We start from the raw sequence: 17,142 nt of genomic DNA on the forward strand, positions 1-17,142 counted from the left end.
TCACATGCCCAATCGCTATTCAAACCTTTTTACCCAACGTAACTCCCTTATTCTTCTGTTGTTGGGGTTTGCTTCCGGCCTTCCCTTGGCCCTTACCGGTGGTACGCTGCAAGCATGGATGACGGTTGAGAACGTCGATCTGAAAACCATTGGTATCTTCTCTCTGGTTGGTCAGGCCTACGTCTTCAAGTTCCTCTGGTCCCCCTTGATGGACCGCTACACTCCCTCGTTTCTTGGCCGTCGGCGCGGTTGGTTGGTGATAAGCCAACTGTTATTAATCGCCGCGATTATTGCCATGGGCTTTATGGAGCCGGCGAAGCATTTATGGTGGTTGGCGGCAATTGCCGTGTTGGTCGCCTTCTGTTCGGCATCGCAAGATATTGTTTTTGATGCCTATAAAACCGACTTGCTCACCGCAGAAGAGCGCGGTACTGGTGCCGCAGTTTCTGTACTGGGTTATCGTCTCGCAATGCTGGTGTCTGGCGGGCTGGCGCTATGGATAGCGGATCGCTATCTTGGCTGGCAATCCACTTACTGGTTAATGGCCGGGTTAATGTTAATTGGGGTGTTTGCTACCTTATTAGCTCCTGAACCTGATATCCGTATCGCGCCACCAAAAACGTTGGAACAGGCGATCGTCGCCCCATTGCGTGATTTCTTTGGCCGCAACAATGCATGGCTGATTCTGCTGTTAATTGTGTTGTACAAAATGGGCGATGCCTTTGCCGCGAGTTTGAGTACCACTTTTCTGATCCGTGGCGTTGGGTTTGATGCCGGTGAAGTCGGGTTGGTGAATAAATCATTAGGACTGATTGCCACAATTATTGGCGCACTGTATGGCGGCCTGTTAATGCAACGCCTGAGCTTGTTCCGCGCGTTGATGATATTCGGTATTTTACAAGCTATCTCGAATGTGGGTTATTGGCTGTTATCCATCACTGACAAGAATATCTTCTCCATGGGCAGTGCCATCTTCCTGGAGAATCTGTGTGGTGGCATGGGAACTGCGGCCTTTGTCGCATTGCTGATGACATTGTGTAACAAGTCATTCTCCGCGACACAATTTGCCCTGTTATCGGCGCTGTCCGCCGTTGGGCGCGTTTATGTTGGCCCGATTGCTGGATGGTTTGTTGAAACACATGGCTGGCCATTGTTCTATCTATTCTCTATTGCGGCAGCCATTCCAGGCCTATTCCTACTGTATATTTGTCGCCAAACGCTGGAACACACCCAGAAAACTGATGAATTTATGCCTCGAACTGCTTTTAAAACCGCTTATCGCTGGGCGCTACGCTTGTTGACGGTTGGCTGCATATTGTTAGCTATATGGCTAATTTTACTGATAAGTAACGCATTGGATTGGACCGCCGCTCCACACGTAGCTGATATGTTGTTGTTACGCGGTATTCAGCTCAGCGTAGTCGGGATGCTTCTGGGTGGAATATTAGATTATCTGGCACTCAGGCGCGAAAAATTAGCCTAATAAACTGCATTAGATGACAAAGGCCGGTACTTATACCGGCCTTTTTTATGCCAGTAAAATAAGCCACCTGAATCCTTCCTTGCTCACTTATTGATATGAGTCACATATTTAAGTAACAGTTGCACATTGCTATTCACAAAGTGAGATCCGCATCACTTTCAACTATTTATCCTTTCGTGCTGTGGGACTATGATGAGCGCACTTTTTGTTAAGGACTGTGTCCTTTTGTTTCCCCTGACATCTTTCAACTACACAGAGGCATTTATGCGTAAAATTCTTATCGGTGCGCTCGCGCTGACAACAGTCACTTTGGCTCCAGTTGCACAAGCTGAATACCAGTGGGGTTTTGGTAATATCAGCATGAACTATCTTGACTGGACCCGAAGCACTACGCATAAATCAGGGGGTTCATCACATAAAGATGACTTCGCTTATATCGAGTTAGAAGGGGGTGCAGGTTATAGCTGGGGGGAGGTCTATGGTTTCTTTGATCTAGAAAACCCATTTAATTCAAAAACAGCACAACCCGGCGATAATCAGCGCTACACCTTTAAAACTACTGGCCGCTACTATTTAGGTGATACCGGTTTCAATCTGTACGGTCACGTCTATGGTACTTACTCGCTACCGAGTGCTGAAGGTAATGATTACAGTAACTTCCACGAAGTGAACACCCTGTACGGTATTGGCTATAACGCAACGCTAGCGGGCGTGTGGATGAAGCCTTTCGTGGCATTACATTATGTTGATCAAACCTATTATTCAGGTAATAACGGTTATGTGGTGGGTTGGGTTGCAGGTTATGACTTCACCGCGTTTGATGAAAAATTCAGTATTACCAACTGGAACGAGCTTGAATTCAACCGTGCAGAACGCTATGCAGCAGGCAATGGCGGCCGTAACGGTGTGAATGGTGCCATTTCACTGTGGTGGACACCGATTAAGCAATTTACCACCGGTATTCAGTACCGCTATGCTTATAACAAGTTGGGGGAAGACTTTTTACAAGATGCCATCATTTACTCTATTAAATATAATTTCTAGCTAAATGATTCCGAGGTGGCTATTTAGATCACCTCGGAATATATTTTAATTTACTTTTACACCACATATTATTTACATAAAATAAGTCTATCTACGAATTTAAAATCAGTATTTCCCATGAGTAAAAGGCTAATTACTGTTGTTTTTCCTTAACATCCGCAGTCTGGCAGCTATGTCCTACCGCCAACATATTGTTGCTATTAGTAAATTACCGCGCAAGGCAACATCTGTGACCCCCTTAACATAAAGTGTCAACAAGCCGCTGACACAATCTTAAGCATGTTTACAGTCTTGCAACCTTCCCGTAAAATGCCCGCACACATGAAACGACAATAGAGCCCTTTTGTAATTGAGGTCGTTAGATGAGACTTAAGAAATACATTAAAAATATGGGTATGTTGTCTTTATTTGCAGCCACTGTAATGCTCAGTGGTTGCGATATGGCATTGATGAACCCCAAAGGCGCAATCGGAGTCGAACAAAAAACACTGATACTTACTGCTATCGGTTTAATGTTGATCGTCGTGGTTCCGGTTATTTTTATGGCGTTTGCTTTTGCATGGAAGTTCCGCGCGTCCAACAAAAGTGCGACCTACACCCCAAACTGGTCCCATTCCAACAAAATTGAGCTTGTTGTCTGGGCTGTTCCAATCATTATCATCGCTATTTTGGCGACGATAACCTGGAAAACCTCCCACGAACTTGACCCGTTCAAACCTATCGTAGTGGCTGGTAAAGAACCGATCACTATTGAAGTGGTTTCCCTTGACTGGAAATGGCTGTTTATCTATCCAGAACAAGGTATTGCTACAGTTAATGAACTGGCCTTCCCTACTGACGTTCCGGTGAATTTCAAAATCACTTCTAACTCAGTAATGAACTCGTTCTTTATCCCTCAGTTAGGCGGGCAGATTTATGCGATGGCCGGGATGCAAACCAAACTGCATCTGATTGCTAACGAACCTGGTAAATATAATGGTATTTCCAGTAGCTTCAGTGGCAAAGGCTTCTCTGGTATGAAATTCACTGCAATCGCAACACCGACGCAGGAAGAGTTCAACCAGTGGGTCGCACAGGTGAAAAAATCGCCGAACACCCTGAATACCACTGACGATTTCAATAAACTGGCTGAACCGAGCGAAAATAACCCGGTTGAGTATTTCTCCAGTGTTAAACCGGAGCTGTTTAAAGGAATTATTGGCAAGTTTATGGGCGATATGAACATGCACCAGAAAGGCGATGATACCCATTCAGGTATGGATATGAGCCAGGGCATGGATATGGGCGAACACGCCGCTCACGCCGGAGCCGAGGAATAAAACGATGTTGGGAAAATTAACACTTGATGCGGTTCCGCTACACGAACCAATCATTATGGTTACCGTTGCTGCAATTGTCCTAGGTGGGCTGGCTCTTGTTGCTGCTCTGACCTATTTCGGCAAATGGAAATGGTTATGGAGCGAATGGCTGACTTCGGTTGACCATAAAAAAATCGGTATCATGTATATCCTGGTCGCCATGGTCATGCTGTTGCGTGGTTTTGCCGACGCTATCATGATGCGTAGCCAGCAAGCACTTGCTTCCGCTGGTGAGGCCGGCTTCCTGCCACCTCATCACTATGATCAGATCTTCACCGCTCACGGCGTTATCATGATTTTCTTCATGGCGATGCCTTTTGTTGTGGGTTTGATGAACGTGGTCGTACCGCTACAAATCGGTGCTCGTGACGTTGCCTTCCCGTTCCTGAACTCATTGAGCTTCTGGTTCTTTGTGGTCGGGGTGGTGTTAATTAACATCTCTCTGGGGGTCGGTGAATTCGCGGGAACCGGTTGGTTGGCCTATCCGCCACTATCAGGTAAAGAGTACAACCCAGGTGTCGGGGTAGATTACTGGATATGGAGTCTACAAATCTCCGGTCTGGGGACTTTGTTGACCGGTGTTAACTTCTTCGCCACTATTTTGAAAATGCGTGCACCTGGCATGTCGATGATGAAGATGCCTGTCTTCACATGGGCGGCACTTTGCACCAACATTTTGATTATCGTTTCCTTCCCGATCCTGACCGTAACTGTCGCGTTACTGACTCTGGACCGTTACCTTGGCACCCATTTCTTTACCAATGATATGGGTGGCAACATGATGATGTACATCAACTTGATTTGGGCCTGGGGCCATCCAGAAGTGTACATTTTGGTCCTGCCGGTGTTCGGGGTGTTCTCCGAGGTTACTGCGACCTTCTCTAAAAAACGTCTGTTTGGTTACACCTCTTTAGTTTGGGCAACCATCGCTATCACCGTATTGTCATTTATCGTTTGGCTACACCACTTCTTTACTATGGGATCCGGTGCCAACGTTAACGCCTTCTTCGGTATAGCTACGATGATCATTTCCATCCCAACTGGGGTGAAAATCTTCAACTGGTTGTTCACCATGTATCAGGGCCGTATTCAGTTTCACTCTGCAATGCTGTGGACCATTGGCTTCATCATCACCTTCTCTATCGGTGGGATGACCGGGGTTCTGCTGGCGGTTCCAGGTGCGAACTTCGTACTGCACAACAGCCTGTTCCTGATTGCCCACTTCCATAACGTAATTATCGGTGGTGTGGTGTTCGGTTGCTTTGCTGGCCTGACTTACTGGTGGCCTAAGTCCTTTGGCTTTACGCTTAATGAGAAATGGGGTATCCGTGCCTTCTGGTTCTGGATAATCGGTTTCTTCGTAGCCTTTATGCCGCTGTATGTTCTGGGCTTTATGGGTATGACCCGTCGTCTGAGCCAAGATATCAATCCAGAATTCCACGCGATGTTGATGGTGGCTGCTGGTGGTGCAGTACTGATTGCCTGCGGTATTTTGTGTCAGGTTATTCAGGTCTTCGTCAGTATCCGTGACCGCGAACAAAATCGTGACTTGACCGGTGACCCATGGGGTGGCCGTACGCTGGAGTGGTCTACCTCTTCCCCACCGCCGTTCTATAACTTCGCCGTAGTGCCTAACGTCGTCGACCGTGACGAGTTCTGGGATATGAAAGAGAAAGGCGAAGCGTACAAACGTCCGGCGAAATACGAAGAAATCCACATGCCGAAGAATACCGGTGCAGGTGTGATTATTGCTGGCTTCAGCTTGATCTTCGGCTTTGCCATGATCTGGTACATCTGGTGGCTGGCCATTATTGGCTTCGTCGGCATGATTGTTACCTGGATTGTGAAGAGCTTCGACGAGGATGTTGATTACTATGTGCCAGTTGCAGAAGTTGAGCGCATTGAGGATCTTCATCATGAACAAATCAGCAAAGCAGGCGTGAATCATGTCAACTGAAACTCTGACTAACCACAACGTCGCCCATGCAGAGCATGGGCATCACGATGCGGGAGCGACGAAAGTCTTCGGCTTCTGGATCTACCTGATGAGCGACTGTATTTTGTTTGCGACATTGTTCGCAACCTATGCAGTGCTGGTAAACGGGACCGCTGGCGGTCCTTCAGGGCGGGATATCTTCGATTTGAACTTTGTTCTGGTCGAAACCTTCCTGTTGTTGTTCAGTAGTATTACTTACGGCATTGCGATGCTGGGCATGAACAAAGGCCATAAAAACCAGGTCAACACCTGGTTGGGTCTGACCTTCTTGTTCGGTCTGGGCTTTGTGGCAATGGAAATCTATGAATTCCATCACCTGATTGCTGAAGGCTATGGCCCGGATCGCAGTGCGTTCCTGTCTAGCTTCTTCGCACTGGTTGCCACCCACGGTATTCACGTTACCGCAGGTCTGGTCTGGATCATCATTATGATGATTCAAGTAGCAAAACGCGGATTGAATGAAACCAACCGCACCCGTCTGATGTGTCTGAGCTTGTTCTGGCACTTCCTGGACGTGGTGTGGATCTGCGTATTCACCGTTGTCTATCTGTTAGGAGTCATGTAATGAGTCATCCAACATCTAGTCACCCAACAACGACTCACGGTGGAGCCAGCCACGGTAGCTTGAAGTCATATCTTATTGGCTTCATTCTATCGGTGATTCTGACAGTTATTCCATTCGCTATGGTGATGAGCGGTACCGCCTCTCATACAACTATTCTGGCCACAGTGGTCGGTTTAGCTGTGGTGCAGATTATTGTGCATCTGGTGTACTTCCTGCATATGAATGGATCGTCTGAAGAACGTTGGAATCTGGTGGCGTTCCTGTTCACCGCTATGATTATCGCAATCGTTGTAGTGGGCTCACTCTGGATTATGTACAACCTCAACATCAATATGATGGTTGACTGAAGAGCTGCATGTGATGATTAAGCAATACCTGCAAGTAACTAAACCAGGAATTATTTTCGGCAATTTAATTTCTGTCGTTGGGGGATTTCTCCTCGCTTCCAAAGGCGTGATTGATTACCCCCTTTTTCTCGCCACCCTGATCGGTGTCTCGTTAGTTGTTGCCTCCGGGTGCGTATTTAACAACTATATCGACCGTGATATCGATAGCATCATGGAGAGAACGAAGAATCGTGTCCTGGTCAAAGGGCTTATCGATCCGAAAGTGAGCCTGATTTATGCGTCCGTACTGGGTATTGTTGGCATGCTGTTGCTCTACGTGGCCGCCAATCTATTAGCAATGATGCTGGCGATTATCGGTTTCGTTATCTATGTCGGGGTTTATAGCCTCTACATGAAACGCAAGTCAGTCTACGGAACATTGATCGGCAGCTTGTCAGGAGCCGCACCACCAGTAATTGGTTACTGTGCGGTCACCGGCCAGTTCGATATGGGTGCATTGATTTTGCTGCTGATTTTCAGTCTGTGGCAGATGCCGCACTCCTATGCCATAGCAATTTTCCGCTTTAAGGATTATCAGGCTGCCAACATTCCGGTTCTGCCGGTAATAAAAGGCATATCGGTCACCAAAAACCATATTACCCTGTATATTCTGGCGTTTATGGTTGCGACCCTGATGCTGACATTAAGTGGTTATGCCGGTTATAAGTATCTGGTTGTCGCAGCGGCGGTCAGTGTCTGGTGGCTGGGAATGGCATTACGTGGCTACAAAGCGACCAATGACAGCGTATGGGCGAGAAAACTTTTTGTCTTCTCAATCATTGCTATTACGTCATTGAGCGTCATGATGTCAGTCGATTTCAATGTCCCTTCCTCGGTTGGATTACTGACTTACGTCGGGTAACACCTACCACATTGATAGACACAAATAGAGTGGCTGATGGGCCTGTTCCTGCCAGCCACTTTCTCTTTCTGCCCTACCCTGCTTTCACCTAAAATCTCGCCTGTAATACATTCTAAACATCAATAGATTTACCGGCCCCTATTAACATCATTACAATACACCCTATAGATTTCAAAGTGCGGCCAACACACCGGCACCTTGAAAGATGACGATATCGTGCAGAATGTTTTTTGAGGTGTAATGAACGACAATAAAATGACTCCGCTTGAGCTTCGGGCAACCTGGGGGCTGGGCAGCGTTTTCTCACTGCGCATGCTGGGCATGTTTATGGTTTTGCCGGTTCTCACCACCTATGGTATGGCACTGTCTGGCGCCAGCGAAGCTCTAATCGGCATAGCCATTGGCATCTACGGACTGGCTCAAGCTATTTTTCAGATCCCCTTTGGATTAGTTTCCGATCGTATTGGCCGCAAACCGCTGATCGTGGGCGGCCTGTTAATTTTTGCCCTTGGTAGTGTGATTGCTGCCATGAGTGACTCTATTTGGGGCATTATTCTGGGCCGCGCGCTACAAGGCTCCGGTGCCATTGCCGCTGCCGTCATGGCGCTGCTATCTGATTTGACCCGTGAACAAAATCGTACCAAAGCCATGGCATTTATCGGTGTCAGTTTTGGTATTACCTTTGCGATTGCCATGGTGCTCGGGCCTATCGTCACCCATGCCTTTGGCCTGCATGCCCTGTTCTGGGCTATCGCCATACTGGCGCTATTAGGTATTGTCATTACATTAGCTGTGGTGCCGGATGCTGATAACCATGTACTTAACCGCGAGTCCAGTATTGTTAAAGGTAGCGTCAGTAAGGTGTTAAGTAACAGCCGGTTGCTTAAGCTCAATTTTGGCATTATGTGCCTGCATATTTTGCTGATGTCGAGCTTTGTTGCATTACCGCAGATTATGGCCAGCGCAGGTTTAGTCCCGGCTCAACACTGGAAAGTGTATCTGGTGACAATGCTGATTTCATTCGCAGCGGTGGTGCCGTTCATTATTTATGCTGAAGTCAAACGCCGCATGAAACAGGTCTTTATGGGCTGCGTTGCGGTGCTGTTTGCCGCCGAAGTAGTGCTGTGGTCTGCCGGTCACAACCTCTGGGTGATTATTGCTGGAGTGCAATTATTCTTCATTGCGTTCAATGTGATGGAGGCTATTTTACCCTCGTTGATCAGTAAAGAGTCACCAGCCGGGTATAAAGGCACGGCAATGGGGATCTATTCCACCAGTCAATTTATTGGCGTGGCTATTGGCGGCAGCTTGGGGGGATGGCTATTTGGCATGGAAGGGGCAAGTATGGTGTTTGCTGGCGGTGCGGTGATTGCGCTAGTGTGGTTTGCAGTCAGTGCAACTATGCAAGACCCCCCCTATGTCAGTAGCCTGCGCATTACCTTATCTGAATTGGCGGTGAAAGACTCAGCATTGGAACAGCGGCTCAAGGCTCAACCAGGGGTGACAGAAGCGGTTGTAGTGATGGCCGAACGCAGTGCATATATCAAAGTTGATACCAAACAGACTAATCGCAACCAGTTAGAGCAGTTAGTTAACGCGGTATAAGAGAGCGCTAAGGTACAAAGGCTATCAACACCTTTGTACCTGGCTCGTTAACTCAATATCAGTCGCGGAAGTTATTGAACTGGAACGGCTGCCCCAGATCAGCACCACGAATCAAGGCCATGACACTCTGTAAATCATCACGTGCCTTACCTGTTACCCGGACTTGTTCGCCCTGAATTTGTGCCTGAACTTTCAGCTTGCTGTCTTTAATCAGCTTAACCAGCTTCTTAGCCTGGACACTTTCGATCCCTTGTTTCAGCTTGGCGTCCACACTGTAGGTTTTCCCACTGCGCTCCATCTCTTCCGGGATTTCTAATGCAGCACCTTCAATACCACGCTTGCTCAATTGAGCACGTAAGATATCCAACAACTGCTCAACCTGAAAATCAGATTCACTGACGACTTTGATACTTTCGTTCTTTTCATTTAGCTCAAAACTCGCCGGAACATTACGAAAATCCCAACGGTTCGCCAGATCACGGGTGGCGTTTTCAACTGCGTTACGCACTTCCTGCATATCAATTTCAGATACGATGTCGAAAGATGGCATATTCCCTCCTCCTGATAAGATGACTGGCAAGCATAATAACCGCTTTATCTACGCAGACAAAGCCATGCCGCAGACAATTACTCAACGAAGCCGCCATTATTAGCGGACCCGATTTGTTGCTAGCCCTGCGTTTAATGACTAAAAAGTCTATATCCCCGTCATACTTCAAGCTGCATGTACGTTGGCCGCGCTCAATCACCCCAGTCACTTACTTATGTAAGCTCTTGGGGGTTCACTCGCTTACCGCCTTCCTGCAACTCGAATTATTTAGGGTATAATCAAAGCATAACATTTAGAACGATGCAGTGTGCTTTCCGCTTACACCAAGGGGGTTTCAATGAAAATTACTGTGCTTGGTTGCGGAGCTCTCGGGCAGTTATGGCTATCAGCGCTGTATCAGCAAGGCCATGATGTACAAGGCTGGCTCCGTGTGCCACAGCCCTTTTGTTCAGTCAATGTTATTACGTTAAGCAATGAGGCGTTCAACCAGAACCTGCCTACTAATGATCCAGAGCACTTGTCGAAAAGTGAATTATTACTGGTGTGCTTAAAGGCGTGGCAAGTATCCAGCGCTGTCATCGCCCTATTACCCAAGCTTAACCCTGAGTGTAAAATTTTACTGCTGCATAATGGTATGGGCACAGAGGACGAACTGCCGCGCCATGAGTATACCTTCCTGCATGGTGTAACCACTCATGCAGCCCGGCATGACGGCAACACGATAGTCCATGTTGCCAGTGGGATTACACATATTGGCCCAACCTCGCCAACGGCAATAGATATCAGCCATCTGGCCGATGTACTACATCAGGCACTGCCGGATGTCGCCTGGCATAACGATATATCAGCAGCTTGTTGGCAAAAACTGGCGGTAAACTGTGTAATTAACCCGCTCACAGGGCTGTATAACTGCCGCAATGGTGACTTGCAGCGCTACCCGGAGCTGATTAGCAGTTTATGTGCCGAGGTAGCCAGTGTGATGGAGATGGAGGGCTACCACACCTCAACCAGCAGCCTGTTAAGTTATGTTAACGATGTTATCCAGAGTACCGCAGATAATACCTCGTCGTTATTGCAGGATTTACGCTGCCAGCGGCATACCGAGATAGATTACATTACTGGTTATTTACTGCGGCGTGCGCGCAACCACGGTATGACGTTGCCGGAAAATGCCCACTTATATGATTTAATAAAACGTAAGGAAAATGAGTATGAGCGTATCGGCGCTGGTTTGCCTGGCTCCTGGTAGCGAAGAGACCGAGGCGGTCACCACTATTGATGTTCTGGTGCGCGCCGGTATCGAGGTAACAACCGCCAGTGTCGCCAGTGATGGAGCATTGGAAATTGTCTGTTCACGCGGTGTCCGCTTGCTGGCAGATACCCGTTTAGTGGATGTGGCGGATCAGAAATTTGATGTGGTGGTCCTGCCTGGTGGCATAAAAGGTGCGGAATGTTTTCGCGATAGCCCACTGCTGGTTGCTACTGTGCGTCAAACCCATAATGAAGGACGACTGGTGGCCGCCATTTGCGCTGCTCCCGCCTTGGTACTTGAGCATCACAATTTGTTCCCTGTTGGCAATATGACCGGCTTCCCAGCACTGAAAGATAAAATCGATGCCACTAAATGGATGGATCAGCGGGTAGTTTATGATCGGCGGGTGAATTTGGTCACCAGCCAAGGGCCGGGTACTTCCCTCGATTTCGCACTGAAGATCGTATTTTTGCTGCTCGGCAGGGAAAAGGCCGAAGAAATCGCCTGGCAGTTGGTACTACCGCCAGGTATTTATAACTATACCCTTCGGACTTGAAGCCGCAGGGTTGTTAGCTACGCGCACTACTCCGAATCACTTACCGTCGTGCGCTCATCGGGATGAGTTTGCTGGCTGCCTACCTGCAACTCCAATTACTTTGGGTATATAGTGAATATGAACATAGCAACCACTGCGCAAGCTCAAAATCCACACACGCAGTAGCCGTTAACTATCCCCAACGAGGCGTAGCGAGCAAAGTCAGTCTGGATGCGCCCAGCGCACAGCCAACGGAGCGTACACGTAGTACGTGACGGCGGCGAGCACTGCGCAAGTCCAGAATGGCAAAGCGCAGTAGCCGTTAAATATAATAATTTAAGGGCGGTATACTTTTACGTTTGTATACCCCTGCTCACGCAAGTAAAGCGCCTGCAAACGACTCATCACCCCGCGATCGCAATACAGCAGATAAGTCTTGCTCTGATCCAGACTGGCGAATTGCGAACTCAGTTTATAGAACGGTAATGCGTGAACTTCTACACTGCCCACGTTAAGCGGCTTTTCGTCCTGCTCATCCGGTGCGCGAATATCCAGCAACACATCGGTATCGGCCAGTTCAGCAACAGTTTCAACCTCAACAACCTGCTCACGGCTTTGCTCGGCAATTTCACGAATATCAACGTTTTTGGCTTCGCTGACGACCCGGTCCAGAATAGAGAAATCAAAGTGGGACTCCTCTTCTTCAATCTTGGCTTTAACCGCTTTCACCGTCGGGCTTTTCGAAATCACGCCGCAATATTCCGGCATGGTTTTTGCGAAATCTTCAGTGCCTATTTGCCGCGCCAGATTAATGATGTGCTCTTTATCATGGGAAATCAGTGGGCGCAAAATCAGGGTGTCTGAAGCATTATCAATTAACCGCAGATTGGTTAATGTTTGGCTGGAAACTTGCCCCAGAGCTTCACCGGTAACCAGTGCCTGCACACCATAACGTTCTGCAACCTGCGATGCCGCACGCACCATCATGCGCTTGAGTACCACGCCCATCTGACCATCTTCGACTTTTTCGAGGATTTCGCCGACAACCGGTTCAAAATCAATGGCAACAAAACGCACCCGATGGGAGCTGCCAAAACGGTTCCACAGATAATGAGCTACTTGCTTGACACCAATTTCATGGGCCGAGCCGCCGAGATTGAAGAAGCAATAATGCACGCGGCAACCACGACGCATCAGCATATAGCTGGACACACCCGAGTCAAAACCGCCTGAAATCAGCGATAACACATCTTCTTGTGTGCCGATCGGGAAGCCACTCAACCCTTCATGACGCGCCTTGATCAGTGTCAGTTTGTCCTGATCAATTTCTAAATGAACCGTAACCTGAGGATGGGTCAGTTTAACTTTTGCACTTTCAATATGCTGATTCAGACCGCCGCCAACATAGCGTTCAACATCACCTGACGAAAATTCATGCTTACCGCGGCGCTTCACCCGCACACAGAAAGTTTTCCCGATCAGTGTCTCGCGATAGGCTTCCAGCGTCTGCTCAAAAATATTGTGCATATCGGTGTAGCTGCGATCTTCTACTTCGAGAATATGGTGAATCCCCGGCACGCGGGTCAACGCATCACAGATAACCGGGCCAAGATTGTCATCTTTGGTACGAATTTCAATATGATCCCAATGACGGACTACCGCGAGGGTATCGTCCTCAAGGTTTTTCAGTACATTGCGGATATTCGTAGTGAGGATCTTAATGAAGCGCAATCGCACAGATTGACTCTTGATGGTGATTTCTGGGAACAATTTAATGATAAACTTCATGGCAGTCTTTAGTTGTCTGGTTATGGAGTGATGGCGCTGCTATTGATAGCAACAGTCAAAGGCTTTAGCGAAAACATGCAAGCCGAGGAGTATATCACTATTAGACGTGCCACTGCGTACTAAAAACCCGACTTAAACGTCACGATTTCCCCTTCATTATCCGCTAGAATAGCCGGTAATAATTTTTTGGCCCGAATGTAATTGGTATGGTGAGTTACTCTCAGAAAAAACCTCATTAGCAGGAATGCGTTACGCACCATTAATGTTACGTTTCATAAAAATATCGAGTCGAATAGAGCTATGGCGAAAAAACCCGCAACACCAGAAACCAAAGTGACCAGTTTTGAGACATCTCTCAGTGAACTGGAACAGATTGTGACCCGCCTGGAGTCCGGTGAATTAGCGCTGGAAGAAGCGTTAAACGAATTCGAACGGGGTGTGCAACTGGCCCGCCAGGGGCAGCAAACCTTGTTACAAGCGGAACAGCGAGTGCAAGTTCTTCTCAGTGATGATGTAGATGCACCCTTGGCACCTTTCACCCCGGATACTGAATAGCCTTATGTCTATCGCCCACTCATCTGCTGATTTTCATCATCAACTTGCAGCTCATCAGCAACGGGTCAATCAGGCGCTGCTTGATTTTATTGCTCCGCTACCCTTTGGCGACAGCGACTTAGTCGCCGCTATGCGTTATGGTGCCGTGCTCGGCGGTAAGCGGCTGCGCCCTTATCTGGTTTACGCCACCGGCCAAATGTTTGGTCTGTCGCTGACTAATTTAGATGCTCCTGCGGCGGCAATTGAATGTATCCATGCCTATTCATTGATTCATGATGATTTACCGGCGATGGATGACGATGATTTACGTCGTGGGCAGCCGACTTGCCATGTGAAATTTGGTGAGGCCAATGCCATTCTGGCGGGGGACGCACTGCAAACGCTCGCGTTCTCTATTCTGGCTGAAGCGCAGATGCCCGATGTGGCAGATAAAGATCGCTTATCAATGATTGCCGAATTAGCTAAGGCCAGCGGTGTCGCGGGGATGTGTGGGGGTCAGGCATTGGATCTGGAAGCCGAAGCGCGCCAGATTTCACTGGAAGAGCTTGAACGCATCCACCGCCACAAAACCGGCGCATTGATCCGTGCCGCGGTTCGCCTCGGTGCATTGGCTGCGGGCACACCAGGGCGCGAAGCGTTACCGTTACTTGACAGGTACAGTGAGGCCATTGGTCTGGCCTTCCAGGTTCAGGACGATATCTTAGACGTTATTGGCGATACAGCTACAATTGGTAAACGTCAGGGTTCAGATCAACAACTCGGCAAAAGCACTTATCCAGCACTGCTGGGGTTAGATTGCGCTAAAGCTAAAGCGATGGATCTGTATCAGGAAGCGCTCAGCGCCCTGAATACCTTGTCAGAACAATCCTATAACATAGCGCCGTTGCAGGCGTTAGCCTGTTTTATTATTGAGCGTGATAATTAGAAATATACTGACCGTTAATAAACGCTGTTATACCCCAAGAACTTAGCGTTGCAGTCAGGTAAAGCGAACCCTCCTGCTGCAACAGATTCTAAGGGTATGCACCCACTTTTGATATGAGCATCGAATGAGCCTTGATATAGCCAAATACCCGACATTGGCACTTGCAGAAAATCCTGAAGAACTGCGCATGTTGCCCAAAGAAAGCCTGCCGAAGTTATGTGATGAACTACGCCAGTATTTGCTCGCGTCCGTCAGTCGCTCCAGTGGGCACTTTGCTTCCGGGCTGGGCGTAGTCGAGCTAACTGTCGCGTTGCATTACGTCTACAACACACCTTTCGACCATCTGGTGTGGGACGTAGGCCATCAAGCTTATCCTCACAAAATATTAACCGGTCGTCGCGAACAGATCGGTACTATTCGCCAGAAAGATGGTTTACATCCTTTCCCTTGGCGTGGTGAAAGTGAATATGATGTGCTCTCGGTTGGCCATTCCTCAACCTCAATCAGTGCAGGCCTGGGGATGGCTGTCGCAGCTGAACGGGAAGGTAAAGGGCGGCGGACTGTTTGTGTTATCGGTGACGGTGCTATTACGGCGGGTATGGCTTTCGAAGCAATGAATCATGCCGGTGATATTCACTCAGACATGCTGGTTATCCTCAACGATAACGAGATGTCTATCTCAGAAAATGTCGGTGGTTTGAACAATCATCTGGCTCAGTTATTATCGGGTAAGCTCTATGCCAGCCTGCGTGAAGGTGGCAAAAAGGCATTTTCTGGCTTACCACCGATTAAAGACCTGTTGAAACGGACTGAAGAGCACCTAAAAGGGATGGTGGTGCCAAGTACCTTATTCGAAGAGTTAGGCTTTAATTATATTGGCCCGGTTGATGGGCACGATGTACAAGCATTGGCACAAACGTTGAAAAACATGCGTGACCTGAAAGGCCCGCAGCTGCTGCACATCATGACTAAAAAGGGCAAAGGCTACGCACCGGCTGAGAAAGATCCGATTGGCTGGCATGCTGTGCCGAAGTTTGATCCCGCCTCCGGTACTTTGCCGAAAAGCCAGGGTAGCCTGCCGACTTACTCCAAGATTTTTGGTGAGTGGTTATGTGAAACCGCCGCCAAAGACAGCCAGTTAATGGCCGTCACCCCTGCTATGCGCGAAGGCTCTGGGATGGTGCGTTTCTCTCGTGAATACCCCCAGCAATATTTCGATGTGGCTATCGCTGAGCAACATGCAGTGACCTTTGCCGCAGGGTTAGCCATTGGGGGCTACAAACCGATTGTGGCTATCTACTCCACCTTCCTGCAACGAGCATATGACCAACTGATTCACGATGTTGCCATCCAAAACCTGCCCGTTCTATTTGCTATTGACCGTGGTGGCCTGGTGGGCGCGGATGGCCAAACCCATCAGGGTGCGTTTGACCTCTCATTCATGCGCTGCATTCCAAATATGATCATCATGACCCCAAGCGATGAAAACGAGTGCCGTCAGATGCTTCACACCGGTTATCACCACAACGGCCCTGCGGCGGTACGTTACCCACGCGGCAACGGCACCGGTACCGACCTGAAACCGTTAGAGATCATGCCGATAGGTAAAGGTATTGTGCGTCGTGAAGGTGAAAAGATTGCCATATTGTGCTTTGGTACTTTACTGGCTCAGACACAGCTCGTGGCCGATAACCTCAATGCCACCTTGGTGGATATGCGTTTTGTAAAGCCATTGGATGAGGCGTTGGTACTGGAAATGGCTGCCAGCCATGAGGTATTAGTCACCGTGGAAGAGAACGCCATCATGGGTGGTGCGGGTAGTGGTGTGAATGAATTGCTGATGGCGAAACGGCAATTAGTGTCGGTACTGAATCTCGGTTTATCGGACAGCTTTGTGCCACAAGGTGAACAAGAGGAAATGCGCGCTGAGTTTGGGTTAGATGCTGCGGGTATACAACGCCAGATTGAAACGTGGCTGGCGTGATAACAACTTAATTTACGCAGATTGAGCCAAGGCCGACCACTCCTACAGCCGCTCCGGTGGCTCGCGCAACTACGACCCGAACGGAGTGTTTCCCTTGGTTCGAATTTCACCTGCAACTTGAAAGATGACCACACATATACCCTATAGATTTCAAGGTGCAGGAAGGCGGCAAGTAAGTGCATCCCGATGAGCTGACATGAGTCAGTGATTCGGGTAAGCGAATGCAGCCAACACACCTGCAACTTGAAAGATGA

The 17,142-nt window shown here is 48.5% G+C and carries 15 protein-coding genes; 13 read left to right on the forward strand and 2 right to left on the reverse strand.

Translation table 11 applies throughout. The features are described 5' to 3' along the window. Positions 1–4: 4 nt before the first annotated feature. The 8 genes from ampG to V2A84_RS13810 all read left to right on the forward strand — a co-directional run bounded on the left by ampG (position 5) and on the right by V2A84_RS13810 (position 9,299). Positions 5–1,483, forward strand: coding sequence for a muropeptide MFS transporter AmpG (gene ampG, locus V2A84_RS13775; protein WP_083160029.1), 1,479 nt, complete (start codon positions 5–7; stop codon positions 1,481–1,483). Positions 1,484–1,747: 264 nt separating this feature from the next. Then, positions 1,748–2,527, forward strand: a complete 780-nt coding sequence (locus tag V2A84_RS13780; protein WP_083160031.1) for a nucleoside-specific channel-forming Tsx family protein — start codon at positions 1,748–1,750, stop codon at positions 2,525–2,527. Between the two features lie 362 nt (positions 2,528–2,889). Then, positions 2,890–3,846, forward strand: a complete 957-nt coding sequence (gene cyoA, locus V2A84_RS13785; protein ID WP_083160033.1) for a cytochrome o ubiquinol oxidase subunit II — start codon at positions 2,890–2,892, stop codon at positions 3,844–3,846. Between the two features lie 4 nt (positions 3,847–3,850). Then, the gene (cyoB, locus tag V2A84_RS13790; protein WP_083160035.1) at positions 3,851–5,842 is read left to right on the forward strand and encodes a cytochrome o ubiquinol oxidase subunit I; all 1,992 of its coding nucleotides are present in this window, start codon (positions 3,851–3,853) and stop codon (positions 5,840–5,842) included. Then, positions 5,832–6,446, forward strand: coding sequence for a cytochrome o ubiquinol oxidase subunit III (locus V2A84_RS13795; protein ID WP_083160037.1), 615 nt, complete (start codon positions 5,832–5,834; stop codon positions 6,444–6,446). The genes cyoB and V2A84_RS13795 overlap by 11 nt, the downstream gene beginning before the upstream one ends. Beyond that, entirely contained in the window at positions 6,446–6,793 is a 348-nt protein-coding gene (locus V2A84_RS13800) for a cytochrome o ubiquinol oxidase subunit IV (protein WP_032812973.1), read from the forward strand. Before V2A84_RS13795 ends, V2A84_RS13800 begins: the two co-directional genes overlap by 1 nt. A gap of 13 nt (positions 6,794–6,806) precedes the next feature. Continuing rightward, positions 6,807–7,694 (forward strand): heme o synthase, encoded by an 888-nt coding sequence (gene cyoE / locus V2A84_RS13805; RefSeq protein WP_083160039.1) that lies wholly within the window; start codon positions 6,807–6,809, stop codon positions 7,692–7,694. A 240-nt stretch (positions 7,695–7,934) separates the two neighbouring features. Continuing rightward, positions 7,935–9,299, forward strand: a complete 1,365-nt coding sequence (locus tag V2A84_RS13810) for an MFS transporter (protein ID WP_442848919.1) — start codon at positions 7,935–7,937, stop codon at positions 9,297–9,299. A 58-nt stretch (positions 9,300–9,357) separates the two neighbouring features. On the opposite strand, the gene V2A84_RS13815 is transcribed toward V2A84_RS13810, so the two are convergent. After that, complete coding sequence (locus tag V2A84_RS13815; protein ID WP_083160041.1) at positions 9,358–9,849, reverse strand: YajQ family cyclic di-GMP-binding protein; 492 nt, start codon at positions 9,847–9,849, stop codon at positions 9,358–9,360. Positions 9,850–10,186: 337 nt separating this feature from the next. On the opposite strand from V2A84_RS13815, the gene panE reads away from it, so the two are divergent. Both panE and yajL read left to right on the forward strand, forming a co-directional pair. Next, entirely contained in the window at positions 10,187–11,098 is a 912-nt protein-coding gene (panE, locus tag V2A84_RS13820; RefSeq protein WP_083160045.1) for a 2-dehydropantoate 2-reductase, read from the forward strand. Further along, positions 11,061–11,657: a protein deglycase YajL gene (yajL, locus tag V2A84_RS13825; protein ID WP_083160047.1), complete on the forward strand. Its 597-nt coding sequence runs from the start codon at positions 11,061–11,063 to the stop codon at positions 11,655–11,657. The genes panE and yajL overlap by 38 nt, the downstream gene beginning before the upstream one ends. A 315-nt stretch (positions 11,658–11,972) precedes the next feature. On the opposite strand, the gene thiI is transcribed toward yajL, so the two are convergent. Beyond that, a complete protein-coding gene (gene thiI, locus V2A84_RS13830) occupies positions 11,973–13,424 on the reverse strand; it encodes a tRNA uracil 4-sulfurtransferase ThiI (RefSeq protein WP_083160049.1) in 1,452 nt (483 codons plus the stop codon). A 300-nt stretch (positions 13,425–13,724) separates the two neighbouring features. Between thiI and xseB the strand changes: the two genes are divergently transcribed. The 3 genes from xseB (at position 13,725) to dxs (ending at position 16,888) form a co-directional block, all read left to right on the forward strand. Beyond that, positions 13,725–13,979, forward strand: a complete 255-nt coding sequence (gene xseB, locus V2A84_RS13835) for an exodeoxyribonuclease VII small subunit (protein WP_083160051.1) — start codon at positions 13,725–13,727, stop codon at positions 13,977–13,979. 4 nt (positions 13,980–13,983) lie between these two features. Further along, complete coding sequence (gene ispA, locus V2A84_RS13840; RefSeq protein ID WP_083160053.1) at positions 13,984–14,904, forward strand: (2E,6E)-farnesyl diphosphate synthase; 921 nt, start codon at positions 13,984–13,986, stop codon at positions 14,902–14,904. A 124-nt stretch (positions 14,905–15,028) separates the two neighbouring features. After that, a complete protein-coding gene (gene dxs, locus V2A84_RS13845; protein WP_083160055.1) occupies positions 15,029–16,888 on the forward strand; it encodes a 1-deoxy-D-xylulose-5-phosphate synthase in 1,860 nt (619 codons plus the stop codon). Positions 16,889–17,142: the final 254 nt, after the last annotated feature.

The organism is Yersinia sp. 2553 StPb PI (genome assembly GCF_052217105.1).
GTDB classification, from domain to species: domain Bacteria; phylum Pseudomonadota; class Gammaproteobacteria; order Enterobacterales; family Enterobacteriaceae; genus Yersinia; species Yersinia enterocolitica_E.